Here is a 16,587-nt window from a genome sequence, read left to right as displayed (position 1 = left end):
CGTGAATCGGAAATTTGATTAGGCTTACGAAGTGCGTGGTTTCGTCGAGGTGCAGAGATTGTATTCATCCTGATGAAGTGAGTGTTCGGCCAACCGGTAGGGGTCCGACGTGGTACCCGAACGACGTCTTGTCCTGGCTCTGCTGCTAGTCCTCACATTGTCCGCTGCCGCACTGTTTGCGCGAGCGTCGGCCGCCCCGATACTGCGGGCCGTGCCCACCCCGACACGCATCCTCGTCTCCGGGTCCGTCGCCGGACTGGTCGACGCCGGATTGTCGCCGGCGCTACTCAACGAGGCCAACGAACCGTCGACGCTACTGCTGGTCCAGCACGTGTACACCAACAGCTACCTGCCGAACGGCACCCCGACCTTCAACTTTCGTGGCGCCACCGAGATGGCACGGGCGCTGCGCACCGGCGAGGTGCCCGATTCGATGACCTGGCTACTGCTGGATCTCGAGGCATCATCGCTGACGCCCGCCCGGGATCAACGCGATCCGATCGGCGCCTTGACGCGCGCCCGGGACGTTGCCCTTCGGTATGGCAAACGGGTGATCTTCGCACCCGGGGTGGACTTGATGAATGTGCTCGCACCGGGTCTGACCGGGGACGCGCTCTACCAGGAGTTCATCCGGCAGCTGGTCCTCCCCGGAGCCGCGATCGCCGACGGCTTCGAGATCCAGGCGCAGCGCACCGAGGCCACGGAATATGCGACCTCCTTCGCCAGCGCGGCCACGCGCGCCGCAATCTCGGTCAATCCGCGAGGCGCTCCGGTCCTGATCGGCGTGAGCACCAACCCCAATGGACGCTCGGTCACCGCCGACGACATGGTCACCGTCTACAACGCCGGGATCGGTGCGGGCGCGACCGGCTATTGGCTCAATATTCCGAGTGGCGGCGTGGAATGCCCGAACTGCGGCCAACCGCAGTACGAGGTCGGCGTCGAGTTCCTGGAGAAGATCGCGTCGAACACCCCGGTGAATCCGACGGAAACCGGCTTCCCCACCGAGACCGGTCGACCGACCGAAACCGGCCTCCCGACGGGCCTGCCGACCGAAACCGGCCTGCCCACCGGCACCCTCATCCCGACGGGTGGGATGGGCTCCAGCTGACGCGCCGATCAGCCGGCCGTCGCCTCGAACCCCGCACACAATGCGGCCACCCCCGCGTCGAGCAGTGCACGCGGATCGGTCAGCCGCGCCGCACCCGACGCCGACGCCAACCCGGCCAGGTGCGGCAGGTGCGGTGCCGTGCGGCCGTCGATCAGATCGGCCAGGCCACTCGGCCGATCGCCGGGACGCTCGGTGCCGAGGAACTGCTCGCTCACCGTGGCCAGGACGACACCGTTGACGTAGTTCCACAGGGACAGCGCCATTTCGGTGGCCCGGACGATGTCGACGCCGAGGTCCAGGAACCCGGCGGCCAGCCAGTCGAGGCCCTCGAGGGCGTCGAGCCCGAAGCTGTAGCGCGGGGCCGAATACGCCAGGACCACCCACGGATGCTGCCGGTACAGATCCCAGTCGATGTCGACGGCGATCGCCACCCGTTGCCGCCACGTCCACGGGCCGTCGTCATGCACGGGATACGGGAAGCGTCGCCCGATCTCCTCGGCCATGGCCTCGAGTAACGCGTCCTTGTCGGCGACGTGCCGGTAGAGCGACATCGCCCCGACCCCCAGATCGTCGGCGATGCGCCGCATCGACAACGCGGACAGCCCGTCTGCATCGGCGACGTCGATCGCGGTGGCGACGATGGCGTCAGCAGTGAGCTTCGAAGCACGCTGCTCGGCCACGCGTCTTCTCCGTTCTGTCAGGGGTCGGGAATAACCTACTTGCGTACAGCGTACTCACTCTCGTAACCTGTGGCGTACGGCGTACGCGGGTGATCCCCCGGCGCCGTACATCTGTTTGTGAGTATCGAGGAGAGTTCGTCATGTCTGCCGTCACCCATTCGTCCGATCAGCGTCCCGGGACCACCGCGGCCACTGACCGACGCATGTGGTGGGGGCTTGCAGTACTGACGCTCCCGGTCCTGCTGGTGTCGATGGACTTCTCGGTCCTCTACCTGGCCATCCCCCAGATCACCGATGTCCTCGACCCGTCGGCCGCGGAGCAGCTGTGGATCCTCGACATCTATGGCTTTCTCATCGCCGGTCTGTTGATCACGATGGGCAACGTCGGCGACCGGGTGGGCCGTCGGCGCATCCTCCTGGCCGGCGCCGCGCTGTTCGGCGTCGCCTCGGTGATCGCGGCGTTCGCCCCGAACGCGGCGATCCTCATCGCCGCACGCGCCCTGATGGGTGTCGGCGGCGCGACCCTGATGCCGTCGAGCCTCTCGCTGATTGCCAACATGTTCCCGAACAAGCGCGATCGCGCACGGGCGATCGGTGTGTGGACCGCGGCGTTCGCCGGCGGTAGCGCCATCGGCCCGGTGATCGGTGGCGTTCTGCTGCACCACTATTGGTGGGGTTCGGTGTTCCTGATCAACGTGCCGGTGCTGGCCGTGCTGTTCCTCGCGGCACCGCGTCTGGTCCCCGAATACCGGGTCGCCTCCACCGCCCGCTTCGACGTGACCGGCGTCGTGCTGTCGATGCTCGGCATCTTGCCCGCGGTGTACGCGGTCAAGACACTCGCATCGGAGGGTGTCAGCGGCCTGGTGGTCACGATCGGCGTGTTCGGTCTCGCGATGCTCGCGGCCTTCCTCATCCACGAACGACGCACCGCCGACCCGCTGCTCGACCTGAAACTGTTCCGCAACCCGCAGTTCAGCGCATCGGTGACCACCGCACTCGTCGGCATGATGGCGCTCGGCGGCATGTCCTACCTCACCGGTGTGTACCTGCAGTCGGTGCGCGGCTTCGACGTGCTGTCGGCCGCGTTGGCCGGACTCCCGATGGCGATCGCCGTCGCGGTGTTCTCCATCGGCGCCTCCCGGGTGTCCGCACTCGTCGGCCTGCGGACCGCGTTCGTCGGCTCCATCGTGCTGGCCGCCGTCGGCAACCTCGGACTGTTGGGGCTGACCACGTCGAGCCCGCTGTGGATCTATCTGGTGTGCACCTCGATCGCCGGCATCGGCTACGGCGTGCAGTTCAGCCTGGTGTCCGACGTCGTCGTCGGCTCGGTCCCGGTGGAACGGTCCGGTGCCGCGTCGGGCATCTCCGAGACCAGCTTCGAACTCGGTACCGCACTCGGACTCGCGCTGCTGGGCTCGCTGACGACCCTGGTGTTCCGCCAGCAGGCCGACGGCCTGCCGTTCGGTGACACCCTCGGCGAGACCCTGCACAACGCCCTCGGCATGGGTGCCGACGGTACAGCGCTGGCCGATGCCGCGCGCTCGGCCTTCGTCGACGGCATGCACGCCGCATCGATTGCGAACGTCATCATGCTGAGCGCGTTGGCCGTGGTCCTCACTGTGGCGCTCCGGGATCGAGCACGCTGACTACCCTCAGCCCCATGCACGAACTGATCGCCAACCGCTGGAGCGCGCGCGGCTACGACCCGTCCGCCACCGTCTCCGTCGACGACCTCACCGAGATCCTCGACGCCGGACGGTGGGCGCCGACGTGGGGACGCATGCAGCCGGTGCGGTTCATCGTGGGGATGCGCGGCGACGAGACATTCGCGAAGCTGACCACGACGCTGAACCGCGGCAACCAGAGTTGGGCGCCGGCCTCGGCTGCCCTGATCCTGCTGTGCACCACCGACGATCCCGACGACGCCAAACCGCACAACTACGGCGCGGTGGACCTCGGACTGGCGCTCGCACAGATGATCTTGCAGGCGGGCGCGCTCGGCTACAACGCCCACCCGATGGCCGGGTTCGACCCGGCTGCGGCGCGGGCGATCTTCGACATCCCCGGCGACAAGCGTCCGCTGGCGATGCTGGCGGTCGGCCGACTCGCCGACGACCGCTCGACGCTGCCCGAGGAGATCCGCGAACGCGACGAACGCGCACGCACCCGGCTTCCGCTGGCCGAGGTCGCCTTCAGCGAAACGTGGGGGCGGCCGTTCGCGACCACCGACCCCACGTAACGCGCCGATCAGAACTGCCCGCAGGTCGCCTTTGCCTTGGCGACGGCCGCGCGATTCTTCTGCATCTCCGGTCGTGCGACGCCGTGGTCGCGCAGGAACTTCCGCACCATGGCCTCGTTCGGATGCTTCTTCCGGAACTCCGCACGCTTCGCCTGACGCTGCTCCTTGGTCATCAGCAGCCCGTTCTCGAAGCGCGCCTTGGCCTTCGGATGCGAGTTGATGCGGTTGGCAAGTGCCGGGTCCTCCTTGGCCAGCGCTCGTTCCACCTGAGCGATGGTGCACTTGGTGCCGGGGACCATTGCGGTCGCCGACGGAGCGGGCTTGCTCGGATGCGCCGGCATGGGCGCCGCGTTTGCGGCGCCGCCGACGGCGATGGCCGACGCGATACCGGCGCCGGCGAGACCGTAGGCGATCCGACGCGAGATGCGATGAGAGTTCATGGGCTTGTCCGACCTTTCTGCAAGGGTGTGCCCGAGTACCTCGGCACGCGTGAAAACTATGGCGCGCAGATGTGCTCCCGCTGAGAAAAGACCAAGGCGTCGCCAACAGTTTTCGCAGGTCAGAGCCGTAATTGTCGGGATTGTCCGCGCATGTCGGGATTGGCTATCGTCATAGCGATGCCCAAACCTGCGCCACCGCCCCGGCCCGCGATCCGCCGGATGTTCTTCGCGGTACCCGACGTCCGCGGACGGTGGGGCGCCGCCATCCGATCCGGACTGGCCTTCGCGCTGCCCGCCCTGGTGCTCTATGGCGCCGGATTCGGCCGGGACGCGTTGCTGGTGGCCCTGGGCGGTTTCGCGATGCTCTACGGGGAGAAACGTCCGTACCGGGTGCGGTGGCGGGTCATCGCGACTGCTTCGGTCGTATTGGCCGTCGTGGCAACCGGATACGGCTATCTCGGGGCGTGGGCGGGTGCCGATGCGACCGTGGGCGAGAACCTCGTGGTGGTGGCGGCGCTGTCCATCGGTGCGGGAGTGGTCGTGTTCGCGGTCAACGCGATGCGCCTGGGACCGCCGGGACCGTTCTTCTTCGTCCTCGTCGCCGCGATCGCCACGGTCGTGACCCGGCACGGCGTCGCTCCGTCGGTGCTGGCGACCTGCGCGGCCGCCGGCGCGGTCGCCTCGCTCGTCGTCGGCATGGCACCGGCACTGTGGAGTCCACGCGGTCCGGAGTCGGCGGCGACCCACGCGGCGATGGCCGCGGTCGAGACCTACCTTGCCGACAACCGCGGTGCCGATCCCGCCCGCCGGCACGGTGTCGCCCTGTCGACACTGCACGCGTGGTCGGTGCTACACGACTCCGCACAAACCGATAGCGCTCTGGCCCAACAGCTTTGGATGTCCCAGCACAGGTTTCATGATGCTGCACCGACCACTACCGGCCCGTGGGCGCCACCGCTGCCACGTCCCAGCGTCGCGCACCGACTGATCGCGGCGCTGCATTGGCAGGGCCATGCCACCGTCACCACGATCCGCGTCGTGGTGACCGCCGCGGTGGCCGGCGGATTGTCGTTGGCGCTCGGCCTGTCCCGGCCCGACTGGGCGATCCTCGGTACCGTTCTCGTGCTGCAACTCGGGCCGGACCGCATCCGCGGCAGCCTGCGCGGGGCGCATCGCCTCGTCGGGACCATCCTCGGACTCGTGGCGTTCACCCTGCTGCATCTCCTCGATCTGCAGGTCATCGCGCTGATCCTGGTGATCGCGGCCCTCAACGTCCTCATCGAACTGACCATCGTCGGCAACTACGCCGTCGCGGTCACCTTCATCACTCCGCTGGCCATGTTGATGGGCAATCCGGAAGGCGCACTGTTCATCCCGGTCCGCGACCGGTTCCTCGAAACTCTGCTCGGCGTCGCGCTCGCCGTCGCCGCCCTGTGGCTGCTGCTCCCCCACGCCCACCGCCGATCCCTGCATCTGGCCGACGGCGAGGTGCTCGCGGCGTGCGAACCCATCGTCGATCCGACACGCCGTGACCCGGTGGGATCGCCGCCCCTGCAGACGGCGCGCCGGGATCTGCAGTGGGCGCTGCTGGAGTCGGAGATGGCGGCCACCGACAGCGCCAGCGACGAACCGTACTGGGCGCGCGAACAGTGGCCGCATCACCTGACAGTGGTACAGATCGGGTACGACACCCTCGGCGCGTGCTGGCGGACCGGACCCGGACACCCGATCGGGAACGCCGTCGCCGACGAACTCACCGACCGGATCGTCCGGGTCCGTTGAGAATCCGCTGCCGTTGGCCTCCTCAGCCGACCTCGACTGCGCTGGAGTCACCTGCGCCGAGGTTCTCCACGCTCATGTCCTTGTCCTTGGTCTCCACGACCAGATAGCAGCAGAGCACGCTGACCGACGACAGGATCGCCAGCATCACGCCCACCCAGATCGATCCGGGACCTGCGATGAGCGGGGCCGCGATCAGCGGCGGGATGGCGCCGCCCAGGATGCCGGCGAGGTTGTAGCCCATCCCCGCACCCGTGTAGCGGTATCGCGCCTCGAACAGCTCGGGCAGCATCGCGCCCGCGGGTCCGTAGGCGACACCGAAGATGAGCGCGCTGCCCAGCAAACCGACGACGAAGGCGAAGCCGCCGCCGAGTTCGAGGATCGGGAACAACACCAGCGCCCAGGGCACCGCGATGATGCACGAGATCATGATCACGCGACGACGGCCGACCCGGTCCGACCACATCGCCGACGCCGCGATCGAGAGTCCGAACATGATGGCGGTGACCATGCCCGCGGAGAGCACGAAGACACGGGACAGGCCCAGGGTCTTGGTGCCGTAGTTCGTGAGGAACGCCGTCGACATGTAGAAGAGCGAGAAGAGACTCGCGAGGGCACCACCGGCGATCAGGATCTCTTTCCACTGGTACCGGAAGGCGTCCAGGAACGGCAGTTTCGGTCCCGCCGACGGGTCCAGGGCGCGTTTCCGCTGCGCCTGCCGGAAGACCGGTGTCTCGGCGACGGCAAGCCGGACCCAGAGTCCGACGGCGACGAGAACGAACGAGAGAATGAACGGAATACGCCACCCGTAGTCGAGGAAGGCCGAACTCTTCTCGCCCAGCGTCAGGCTCGCGATCAGGAAGGTCAGGCTCGAGAGGAAGAACGCGAACGCCGGCCCGAGTTGCGGGAACATCGCGTACATACCGCGCTTGCCTTGAGGGGCGTACTCGGCGGTGAGCAGCGTCGCCCCCGCCCATTCCCCACCGACCGCGAAGCCCTGCAGGAATCGCAACAGCACCAGGATGATCGGCGCGGCGACGCCGATCCCGTTCGGGGCGATCCCGAAGGCACCGGTCTCGTAACCGGGCAGAACGCCGATCGCGACGGTCGCGAAGCCCATGATCAGCAGCGTCCACACGAGTGTGCGTTTACGGCCGAGCCGATCGCCGAAGTGCCCGAAGAGAATGGCACCGACCGGTCGGGCGAAGAACGCGACCGCGAAGGTGGCGAACGACGCCATGGTGCCGGTCAACTCGTCGGCGTCCGGAAAGAAGACAGTCGGGAAGACGAGTGCGGCGGCGGTGCCGTAGATGAAGAAGTCGTAGAACTCGATCGTCGTACCGATCGAACTCGCCGCCGCCACACGTTTCATGCTCATGCGTTTGTTCTCGCCCGCGGGGGCATTGGGACGGGCCATGGGATACCTCATTCGGGGATTACCTGATGGATGTGGACTCGCTGCACGTGGCGTGCCACCCCACCAAACGGTCCCGCCACGCAGGCGACCGTAGTGACCGCCGTCATAGTAGAGCCGTTCGGAGAGGCAGATCTCAGAATCCGGCATTTACGACAAGACCGACACCCCCCAAAGGGGGGTGTACCGGTGCTCCGTCGTTCGCGAGCTCACCAGCGTCGTGCCATTTGGCCTCAGCACCGAGTCGGAGTAGAGTCCTGCGCATGCAGCGCGCGCTCCTTCTCGGTTGCCGCGGCGGGGTCTGATTCGACCGGCCCTCCGTCGCGGGCCTTTTTATGCGCCGGTCACTTTCCTTTCGATCACTGGAGATTGACCTCAAATGGCAGCAGCAGACACTTTCACCTCGGGCGGCAGTCGCATCGTCGAGCCGTCCGGACCCATCCCCGCAGGCCAGCCCGCCTGGAATCCGCAACGTAATTCGGCCATGCCGGTGCACCGCTACCGCCAGTTCGCCGACGAGGTCGAGAACGTATCCGTACCCGACCGCACCTGGCCCGACAAGGTCATCACCTCTGCACCGATGTGGTGCGCGGTGGACCTGCGTGACGGCAACCAGGCGCTGATCGACCCGATGAGTCCGGCGCGCAAGCGACGCATGTTCGATCTGCTGGTCCGCATGGGCTACAAGGAGATCGAGGTCGGATTCCCCTCGGCCAGCCAGACCGACTACGACTTCGTCCGCGAGATCATCGAGGACGACGCCATCCCCGACGACGTCACCATCCAGGTGCTGACCCAGTGCCGCGACGAACTGATCGAGCGCACCTTCGACGCCTGCCGCGGCGCCAACAAGGTCATCGTCCACTTCTACAACTCGACCTCGGTCCTGCAGCGTCGTGTGGTGTTCCGCGCCGACAAGGCCGCCATCACCAAGATCGCGACCGACGCCGCCCACAAGGTCGTCGCCGAACAGCAGAAGTACCCGGATACCCAGTGGCGCTACGAGTATTCGCCCGAGTCCTACACCGGCACCGAACTGTCGTATGCCAAGGAGGTGTGCGATGCGGTCACCGAGATCATCGCTCCCACACCGGAAAACCCGATGATCCTGAACCTGCCGGCAACCGTCGAGATGGCCACCCCCAACGTCTACGCCGACTCCATCGAGTGGATGCACCGCAACCTGGCCCGCCGCGACTCGGTCATCCTGAGCCTGCATCCGCACAACGACCGCGGAACCGCCGTCGCCGCAGCCGAATTGGGTTATCAGGCCGGCGCCGACCGCATCGAGGGCTGCCTGTTCGGCAACGGTGAGCGCACCGGCAACGTGTGCCTGGTGACCCTGGGCATGAATCTGTTCAGCCGCGGCGTCGACCCGCAGATCTCCTTCTCCGACATCGACGAGATCCGTCGCACCGTCGAATACTGCAACCAGCTCAACGTCCCCGAGCGCCACCCGTACGGCGGCGACCTGGTCTACACCGCCTTCTCCGGCAGCCACCAGGACGCCATCAACAAGGGCCTGGACCAAATGAAAATCGATGCGGACGAAGATGATTCGGACATCGACGACATCCTGTGGCAGGTGCCGTACCTGCCGATCGACCCGAAGGATGTCGGCCGCAACTACGAGGCCGTGATCCGCGTCAACAGCCAGTCCGGCAAGGGCGGCGTCGCCTACATCATGAAGGCCGACCACGGCATGAACCTGCCGCGGCGCCTGCAGATCGAGTTCAGCCGCGAGATCCAGAAGATCACCGACGGTGAGGGCGGCGAGGTGTCGCCGAAGGAGATGTGGGACGTCTTCGCCGACGAGTACCTGTTCCCGATCCGGCCGCTCGAACGCATGCGGCAGAAGGTCGACGCGGCCGAGGAGGACGGCGGTGAGGACCAGATCAGCGTCGTCGTGAAGGTCGACGGCGTGGAGAAGGAGATCTCCGGTTCCGGCAACGGACCGCTGGCCGCCTTCGTCGATGCACTCTCGACCGTCGGCTTCGACGTCCGCATCCTCGACTACAGCGAGCACGCCATGACCGCAGGCGACGACGCCAACGCCGCGTCGTACGTCGAGGCGCAGATCAACGGCGAAACCGTCTGGGGTGTGGGTGTCGCGTCGTCGATCACCACCGCCAGCCTGCGGGCCGTCGTCTCCGCGGTGAATCGCGCCCATCGGGTCGCGGCTCCGGCGGAAGACGCCGAGGCCGGCGCCGCACCCCGCACCTGGGCGCCGTAACCGCTCGCTGGTTGAGCGCGACGAGCGAGCGAAGCGAGCCCGACGCTGGTCGAAACCACACCACCGAATAAACCTCACGATGCGCAGGCAACCCCTGCGGTCATCGTGACACGGCATGGGCCGGGACCCTTCCGCAGCGGGCGATCCTCGCTGCCGGGTCCCGGCCTATGTGCATTCCCGGGGTGATCAGTCCGGGGTGACGATGGCGAAGTTCTTGTCGCCCGGATCGAGCACCGCACCCAACCGCGCCAACGCCGAAGCGTCACCGCTCAATTCGATGCCGGCCTTGCCCAACGCCTCCGCGGTCAACTGCCCGAGCGCGAGCGCGGGCAACGCGGTCTTGGTCGTCGTGATGGTCGCGTCGGCATCTCCGTCCTGTGCCCGGTCCGTGTAGGTCAGCACGCCGTTGGCCAGCCGCAGCCGATACCGATCGTCGTTGTCGGTCAACACGACATCGATGGACAGCTTCTCGCCCCACGCCTTCGGTCCGTTGACCTGGATGGCGATCGCGTCGAACAGCATCGACGGACTCAGCTGGCCGATGACGTCCGGGGACGTGGTCTCGGTCGGCGTCCCGAACTGGCCGTCTCGCAACTCGGTGGCGCCGGACAGGTAGAAGCTTCGCCAGGTGCCGTTTTCTGCACCATATCCGAGCTGCTCATAGGTGTCGGCAAGCAACTCTTTGGCCTCCGAGTGGTCGGGTTGGGCGAACACCACGTGGTTGACCACCTGCGCCACCCACCGGAAGTCCCCGGCATCGAAGGACTCGCGCGCCTTGGCGACGACCGCGTCCGCGCCGCCCATGAACTCGACGTAGCGCTTGGACTGTTCGACCGGTGTGTGCTCCCACAGGCTGGCCGGATTGCCGTCGAACCAGCCCAGATACCGCTGGTAGATGGCCTTGACGTTGTGGCTCACCGACCCGTAGTAGCCGCGCGCGTTCCACGCGTTCTCCAGCGATTTCGGCAGTTCGATCGCCTCGGCGATCTCCGGTCCGGTCAGTCCTTTGTTCATCAGACGCAGCGTCTGATCGTGCACGTAGGCGTACAGATCGCGCTGGGTCGACAGGAACTCGACGACCCGCTCATTGCCCCACATCGGCCAGTGATGCGACGCGAAGACCGCTTCGACCTCACCTCCGAACAGATCGACCGTCTCGGTCAGGTACTTCGCCCAGCCGTGCGGATCGCGAACCACCGCACCGCGGAGAGTGAGCAGGTTGTGGAAGGTGTGGGTGGCGTCCTCGGCCGCGCACAACGCCTTGAAATCCGGCAGATAGACCAGGAACTCCGACGGCGCTTCGGTGTCGGGTGCCATCTGGAACACGATGCGCACCCCATCGACGGTCTCTTCATGCCCGGTCGTGGTGATGATGTCGGTGGGCGGTAGCAGGGTGACCGTACCGATCGACAACGTCTGGCCGAGTCCGGCTCCGACCTGCCCTTGCGGTCCGCGCGCCAAGGCGGCGCCGTACATGTAGCCGGCGCGACGGTTCATCGCGGTGCCGGCGTAGACGTTCTCCGAGACCGCATGCTCGAGGAAGCCCTCCGGCGCGAAGATCCGCACCTTTCCGCTGCTGACGTCCTCGTCCGACACGAATCCGCGCACGCCGCCGAAATGGTCGGCGTGTGAGTGGGTGTAGATGACGGCCTTGACCGGACGGTCGCCGCGATGCTCCCGGTAGAGGTCGAGTGCAGCCTTGCCCGTCTCCGCCGAGAGCAACGTATCGATGACGATCACACCGTCGTCGCCCTCGATGAACGACGTGTTCGACAGATCCATCCCGCGCACCTGGTAGATGCCCGGGACGACCTCGAACAATCCGGCGACCGACGCGAGCTGCGACTGCCGCCACAGACTCGGATTCACCGAATCCGGTGCCTCGCCATCGAGAAACGAATAGGTGTCGTTGTCCCAGAGCACGGTCCCGTCGTCGGCCTTCACCGCGTTGGGTTCGCGACGGGCGATCAGGCCGCGCGTCGCGTCGTCGAAGTCTCGCCGGTCGGAAAACGGAAGTTTATTCAGTAGTTCGCGTTGCTGCGCGACAATCGTGTCCGTGGGCGGCTTGGGTGCGTTCATGTGTCAACCTCTGCGTGTCGTATCCGAATCGGTCTGCTGAAATCCGCGTGCAGACGCGACCACCGGCGCCCGCACCACCATGCTTCGCGGGTCTCACCAGGGTGTCGTCACCCTCGGAGGGTGATGCCGTCCGGGCCCGGCCCGGCGATCATGGACGCCGACACCGGACAAGGGAAGGACTGCTCGATGGGATCCGTGATAGGCGACCTGCTGCCGCTCGCCGTCGGTGTCGCGATCTCCCCGATCCCCATCATCGCCGCGATCCTGATGCTCTTGGCGAAGAACGCACGTGCGACGAGCATCGCGTTCGCGGTCGGCTGGTTGGCCGGCATCGTCATCGCCACCGTCATCTTCGTGCTCGTCGGCGGCGCGGTGGACGACACCGCCGGGTCCTCCGGAGTGTCGTGGATCAAGCTCGTCCTCGGTGTCCTGCTGCTACTCCTCGGCGTACGTCAGTGGCGCGGCCGCGAGGACACCTCGGCACCGAAGTGGATGGCGGCGATCGACACGATGAAACCGTTGGCCGCCATCGGTATCGGCTTCGCACTCGCCGCGATCAACCCCAAGAACCTGATGATGTGCATCGGCGCCGGTGTCGCGATCGGTGCCGGTGCGCTGCCGGCGGGACAGACCGCCGTCTGCGTACTGATCTTCGCGCTGCTCGCGGCGATCACCGTGCTGATCCCCGTCATCGGCTATCTGGTCGCCGCGGACCGGCTGCGAGTTCCGCTGGAAAACCTCAAAGAGTGGCTACAGGCCCACAATCATGCGGTGATGGCCGTCCTGTTCGTGGTCATCGGTGTCATGCTGATCGGCAAGAGCCTCGGGGGACTGTAATCGGCGGAGGAGTGAACGACCGCATACGGGAGGGGCACCACATGTCGGTACTTGATCGATTCAAACCCGCGTCGGGCGCCAAGGCATCCCGACCCACCCCCAGCGATGTCATCTCCGGGTTCGTCACCGCATTGTTCTCCATCCCCGAGGGCATGGCGTATGCCAGCATCGGCGGCTTCAACCCGGTCAGCGGTCTGTACTCCGGGATGTTCGCCACGCTCATCGGGTCGGTGTTCGCACGCACCGTCCTGATGGTGACGACCCTGACGAGCGCCATCGCCCTGTCCTCGCAGAGCGTGCTGTCCAAGGCCGGTCTCGATCCGACGAACATGGGCAATCTCGCGATGCTCACGGTGCTGGTCGGCATCGTCATGCTGCTGTTCGGCGTCCTCAAGTTCGGTGCCGCGATGAACTTCGTGTCGAGTTCGGTGATGACCGGCTTCACCGTCGGTATCGCGGTGCAGATCGTTGCGGGCACGCTCAAGGACATCACCGCCTACAAGCCGACCGCCCACAACACCCTGATGAAATTCGTCGACTGCTTCGCCCACATCGGTGAGTGGAAGCTGTCGGCGGTGATCGTGGCGGTCGCCACCGTCGCCGTATGGGCGGTGTTCCGGATGGTCAAGAAGGTGGCCTCGCTCGCCACACTGCTCGCGTTGGCCGTGGTGACGGTCGTCGTCGCCGTGCTGCACACCGACGTCGAGACCGTCGGCGACATCGCTTCGGTGCCCCGATCGCTGCCGCCGTTCACCATGCCGGACCTCACCGCGGCGCCCGATCTGCTGCTCGGTGCATTTGCGATCGCGCTGGTCGGACTCGCGCAGGCCGCCGGTATCTCGGCGTCGGTGCCCAACCCCGACGGCAGCCGATCCAATGCGTCGGGCGATTTCACCGCGCAGGGTGCGGCCAACATCGTCGGCGGTTTCTTCGGTTCGCTGGCCACCGGCGGTTCCCTCTCCCGCACCGGTGTCGCGGTCTCCGCGGGCGCGAAGACCCGCTGGGCGGGTATCTTCGCCGGCCTGTGGCTCGTCCTGCTGGTGCTCCTCGTCGGGTCGGTCGCGGAGATCATCCCGATGCCGGTGATCGGCGGACTGCTGCTGGTCATCGGGGGCGAGCTGATCATGGGCCGCTGGCCGGACATCAAACTCGTGTTCAAGACCGCACCGCTGAGCGCCGTCGCCCTCGTCGCGACCTTCATCGCCACCACCCAGTTCCCCCTGCAGGACGCCATCCTGTTCGGCGCCGCACTCTCGCTGGTGCTCTACTGCGTACAGGCCGCGCGGGCCGCCCGCCTCGTCGCGCTCGAACCCGACGGTGACGAGTGGCGGGTCGTGGCGGTGCCGGCATCGATCCCCTCCGACGACATCACCGTCCTGCATCACTCCGGCGTCGCCCTGTTCGCCGAGGTACCGCGGCTGGATGACCAGTGGCCGACGGTCGACGACGACGCACACCACCCGGTGCTGATCCTCAGCGTCCGCACCCTGCCCGACGTGCCATCGGCAACCCTGATGAAACTGCTGCGCACACGGGTCGAGAAGTTTCAGAAGCGCAGCGGTCGGCTGATGATCGCCGGAGTGTCACCCGAGTTGCTCAACACCCTGCGCCGCGCCGGCCTGACCGACCTCATCGGCGACGACAACATCGTGCCCGCCGACGACCACATCTTCTCCGCACTCGATGTCGCCTATGCCCGGGCGCAGGACTGGCTGTCGCAGCAGCCGCACTGACGCCGACGTCACCCTCGGCGGGTGATGCGCGGAATGTACACCGCTACCAGGCTTGACCATGAGTGTCCTGCCCCAACCTTGATGTGAAAGGTGCTCTGAGAACATGACCACCCCGCTCGATGCCAGCCAGGCCATCGTGAAGAGCAACGACGACGCTGTGTCCGCTCTCCCGTTCAGCGACGAACGCGATCTTGCCGCCACCGACAAGGGCTTCATCGCCGCCCTCGAGTCTCCGGTGGTGACCAATGCGGGCGGTGACCCGGTGTGGAATTGTGCCGAGTTCGATTTCCTCACCGACAACTGTCCACCGACGGCAAATCCGAGTCTCTGGCGCCAATCAGGCTTGGTCGCCAAACACGGGTTGTACGAGGTCACCGACCGGATCTACCAGGTCCGCGGGCTCGACCTGTCGAACATGACCATCATCGAGGGCGATACCGGTGTCATCGTCATCGATCCGCTGATCTCACAGGAGACCGCAGCTGCCGGCCTCGAGTTGTACCGCAAGCATCGGGGTGACAAGCCCGTCGTCTCGGTGATCTACACCCACTCCCACATCGATCACTTCGGCGGCGTCAAGGGCGTCACCACCCAGGACCAGGTCGACGCGGGTAAGTGCTCGATCATCGCACCGGCCGGGATGGTGGAGCACGCCGTCGCGGAGAACGTCTATGCCGGCACCGCGATGGGTCGACGAGCGGCGTTCATGTACGGCGCTGCGCTGCCCTCCGGGCCGCAGGGTTCGATCGGCGCCGGCCTCGGTCAGACGACGTCGACCGGCACGGCTACACTGATCAATCCGACGATCACCATTTCCGAGACCGGACACACCGAGACCGTCGATGGCGTCGAGATCGTCTTCCAGATGACTCCGGGCACCGAGGCCCCGGCTGAGATGAATTTCCACTTTCCGCAGCTGCGCGCATTGTGCATGGCGGAGAACGCAACTCACACTCTGCACAACCTGCTCACGCTGCGTGGCGCGCTGGTCCGCGACCCGCACGTGTGGTCGAAGTATCTGACCGAGGCGATCACCCTGTTCGCCGCGAAATCCGATGTGCTGTTCGCCTCCCACCATTGGCCAACCTGGGGCACCGACGAACTCACCGAATTCCTTGCGCAGCAACGTGATCTGTACGGCTACCTGCACGACCAGACGCTGCGCGCCCTCAATCAGGGTAAGACCGGACTCGAGATCGCCGAGGATATCCAGTTACCGCCGGCCCTGGAGAACGTATGGCACACCCACGGCTATTACGGCTCGGTGTCCCACAACGTGAAGGCCATCTACCAGCGCTATATGGGCTGGTTCGACGGTGTGCCCGCCCACCTCTGGGAGCACCCTCCCGTGGAGTCCGCCAAGCGACACGTCGACTTCATGGGCGGCGCCGACGCCGTGCTCGAGAAGGCGCGAAAGACGTTCGACGAGGGCGACTTCCGCTGGACCGCAACCGTGGTGAACTACGTGGTCTTCGCCGACCCCAGCAATGCCGAGGCAAAAGAGTTGCTGGCCAACACCTACGAACAACTCGGGTACGGCTGCGAGAACGGGACATGGCGCAACTTCTATCTGATGGGTGCCTACGAACTACGTAACGGTCCGGTCGGCACGCCGACCAACACCGCCGCACCGGACATCGTCGCCGCACTGTCGGTCGATCAACTCTTCGACGCGGTCTCCTTGCGGGTGGACGGCCCGGCAAGCTGGGATGCCCACATCACCCTGGACTGGAAGATCACCGACGAGGACCGGCATCATCGCACCGAACTACGCAACGGCGTGCTCATCCACTTCGACGTACCGGATGGGGCCGCAGCCGCCGATGCCACCTTCACGCTGACCAAGCCGGTGCTGATGGGCATCCTACTCGCGGGGCTCGATGTGCCACAGGCAATCTCGGACGGCAGCATCAGCGCCGACGGCGACGTCGGCAAGTTCGGCGAACTGGCCGGACATCTGGACAATCCGGATCCCGACTTCGCCATCGTCACTCCCTGATACGGTCGTTCATCCGAGAGGCAGTCCTGGATGACGAACGGAG

Annotated in this window: 12 protein-coding genes; 8 read left to right on the top strand and 4 right to left on the bottom strand. The window is 66.3% G+C overall.

Annotation, left to right across the window (positions count from 1 at the left end; all coding sequences use genetic code 11):
- Positions 1–211: 211 nt before the first annotated feature.
- Positions 212–1,111 (top strand): hypothetical protein, encoded by a 900-nt coding sequence (locus AAFP30_RS07175; RefSeq protein WP_419229178.1) that lies wholly within the window; start codon positions 212–214, stop codon positions 1,109–1,111.
- An 8-nt stretch (positions 1,112–1,119) separates the two neighbouring features.
- Here AAFP30_RS07175 and AAFP30_RS07170 read toward each other — a convergent pair whose 3' ends face one another.
- A complete protein-coding gene (locus AAFP30_RS07170) occupies positions 1,120–1,791 on the bottom strand; it encodes a TetR/AcrR family transcriptional regulator (protein WP_419229177.1) in 672 nt (223 codons plus the stop codon).
- Between the two features lie 140 nt (positions 1,792–1,931).
- On the opposite strand from AAFP30_RS07170, the gene AAFP30_RS07165 reads away from it, so the two are divergent.
- Both AAFP30_RS07165 and AAFP30_RS07160 read left to right on the top strand, forming a co-directional pair.
- The gene (locus AAFP30_RS07165) at positions 1,932–3,437 is read left to right on the top strand and encodes an MFS transporter (RefSeq protein ID WP_419229176.1); all 1,506 of its coding nucleotides are present in this window, start codon (positions 1,932–1,934) and stop codon (positions 3,435–3,437) included.
- 14 nt (positions 3,438–3,451) lie between these two features.
- Positions 3,452–4,030, top strand: coding sequence for a nitroreductase family protein (locus AAFP30_RS07160; protein ID WP_419229175.1), 579 nt, complete (start codon positions 3,452–3,454; stop codon positions 4,028–4,030).
- Positions 4,031–4,038: 8 nt separating this feature from the next.
- On the opposite strand, the gene AAFP30_RS07155 is transcribed toward AAFP30_RS07160, so the two are convergent.
- Positions 4,039–4,470: a hemophore-related protein gene (locus tag AAFP30_RS07155; protein WP_419229174.1), complete on the bottom strand. Its 432-nt coding sequence runs from the start codon at positions 4,468–4,470 to the stop codon at positions 4,039–4,041.
- Positions 4,471–4,647: 177 nt separating this feature from the next.
- Between AAFP30_RS07155 and AAFP30_RS07150 the strand changes: the two genes are divergently transcribed.
- The gene (locus AAFP30_RS07150) at positions 4,648–6,252 is read left to right on the top strand and encodes an FUSC family protein (protein WP_419229173.1); all 1,605 of its coding nucleotides are present in this window, start codon (positions 4,648–4,650) and stop codon (positions 6,250–6,252) included.
- A 22-nt stretch (positions 6,253–6,274) separates the two neighbouring features.
- Here AAFP30_RS07150 and AAFP30_RS07145 read toward each other — a convergent pair whose 3' ends face one another.
- Positions 6,275–7,666: an MFS transporter gene (locus tag AAFP30_RS07145; protein ID WP_419229172.1), complete on the bottom strand. Its 1,392-nt coding sequence runs from the start codon at positions 7,664–7,666 to the stop codon at positions 6,275–6,277.
- 376 nt (positions 7,667–8,042) lie between these two features.
- Here AAFP30_RS07145 and leuA point away from each other — a divergent pair, with 376 nt between their 5' ends.
- Positions 8,043–9,896: a 2-isopropylmalate synthase gene (gene leuA, locus AAFP30_RS07140; RefSeq protein ID WP_419229171.1), complete on the top strand. Its 1,854-nt coding sequence runs from the start codon at positions 8,043–8,045 to the stop codon at positions 9,894–9,896.
- Positions 9,897–10,082: 186 nt separating this feature from the next.
- Here the strand turns inward: leuA and AAFP30_RS07135 are convergent, their stop codons facing one another.
- Positions 10,083–11,975, bottom strand: a complete 1,893-nt coding sequence (locus tag AAFP30_RS07135; RefSeq protein WP_419229170.1) for an alkyl/aryl-sulfatase — start codon at positions 11,973–11,975, stop codon at positions 10,083–10,085.
- A gap of 186 nt (positions 11,976–12,161) precedes the next feature.
- Between AAFP30_RS07135 and AAFP30_RS07130 the strand changes: the two genes are divergently transcribed.
- The 3 genes from AAFP30_RS07130 (at position 12,162) to AAFP30_RS07120 (ending at position 16,544) form a co-directional block, all read left to right on the top strand.
- Positions 12,162–12,812 carry a GAP family protein gene (locus tag AAFP30_RS07130; RefSeq protein WP_419229169.1) on the top strand — a complete coding sequence of 217 codons (651 nt, stop codon included), beginning with the start codon at positions 12,162–12,164 and terminating at the stop codon, positions 12,810–12,812.
- A 41-nt stretch (positions 12,813–12,853) separates the two neighbouring features.
- Positions 12,854–14,545: a SulP family inorganic anion transporter gene (locus tag AAFP30_RS07125; RefSeq protein WP_419229168.1), complete on the top strand. Its 1,692-nt coding sequence runs from the start codon at positions 12,854–12,856 to the stop codon at positions 14,543–14,545.
- Positions 14,546–14,648: 103 nt separating this feature from the next.
- On the top strand, positions 14,649–16,544 hold the full coding sequence (locus tag AAFP30_RS07120) for an alkyl/aryl-sulfatase (RefSeq protein ID WP_419229167.1): 1,896 nt from the start codon (positions 14,649–14,651) through the stop codon (positions 16,542–16,544).
- Positions 16,545–16,587: the final 43 nt, after the last annotated feature.

This window comes from Gordonia sp. CPCC 205515 (assembly GCF_048537925.1).
Classification (GTDB): Bacteria; Actinomycetota; Actinomycetes; order Mycobacteriales; family Mycobacteriaceae; genus Gordonia.
The sequence above is the reverse complement of the archived record's forward strand: the minus strand, read 5'-3'. Positions and strand labels throughout refer to the sequence as shown.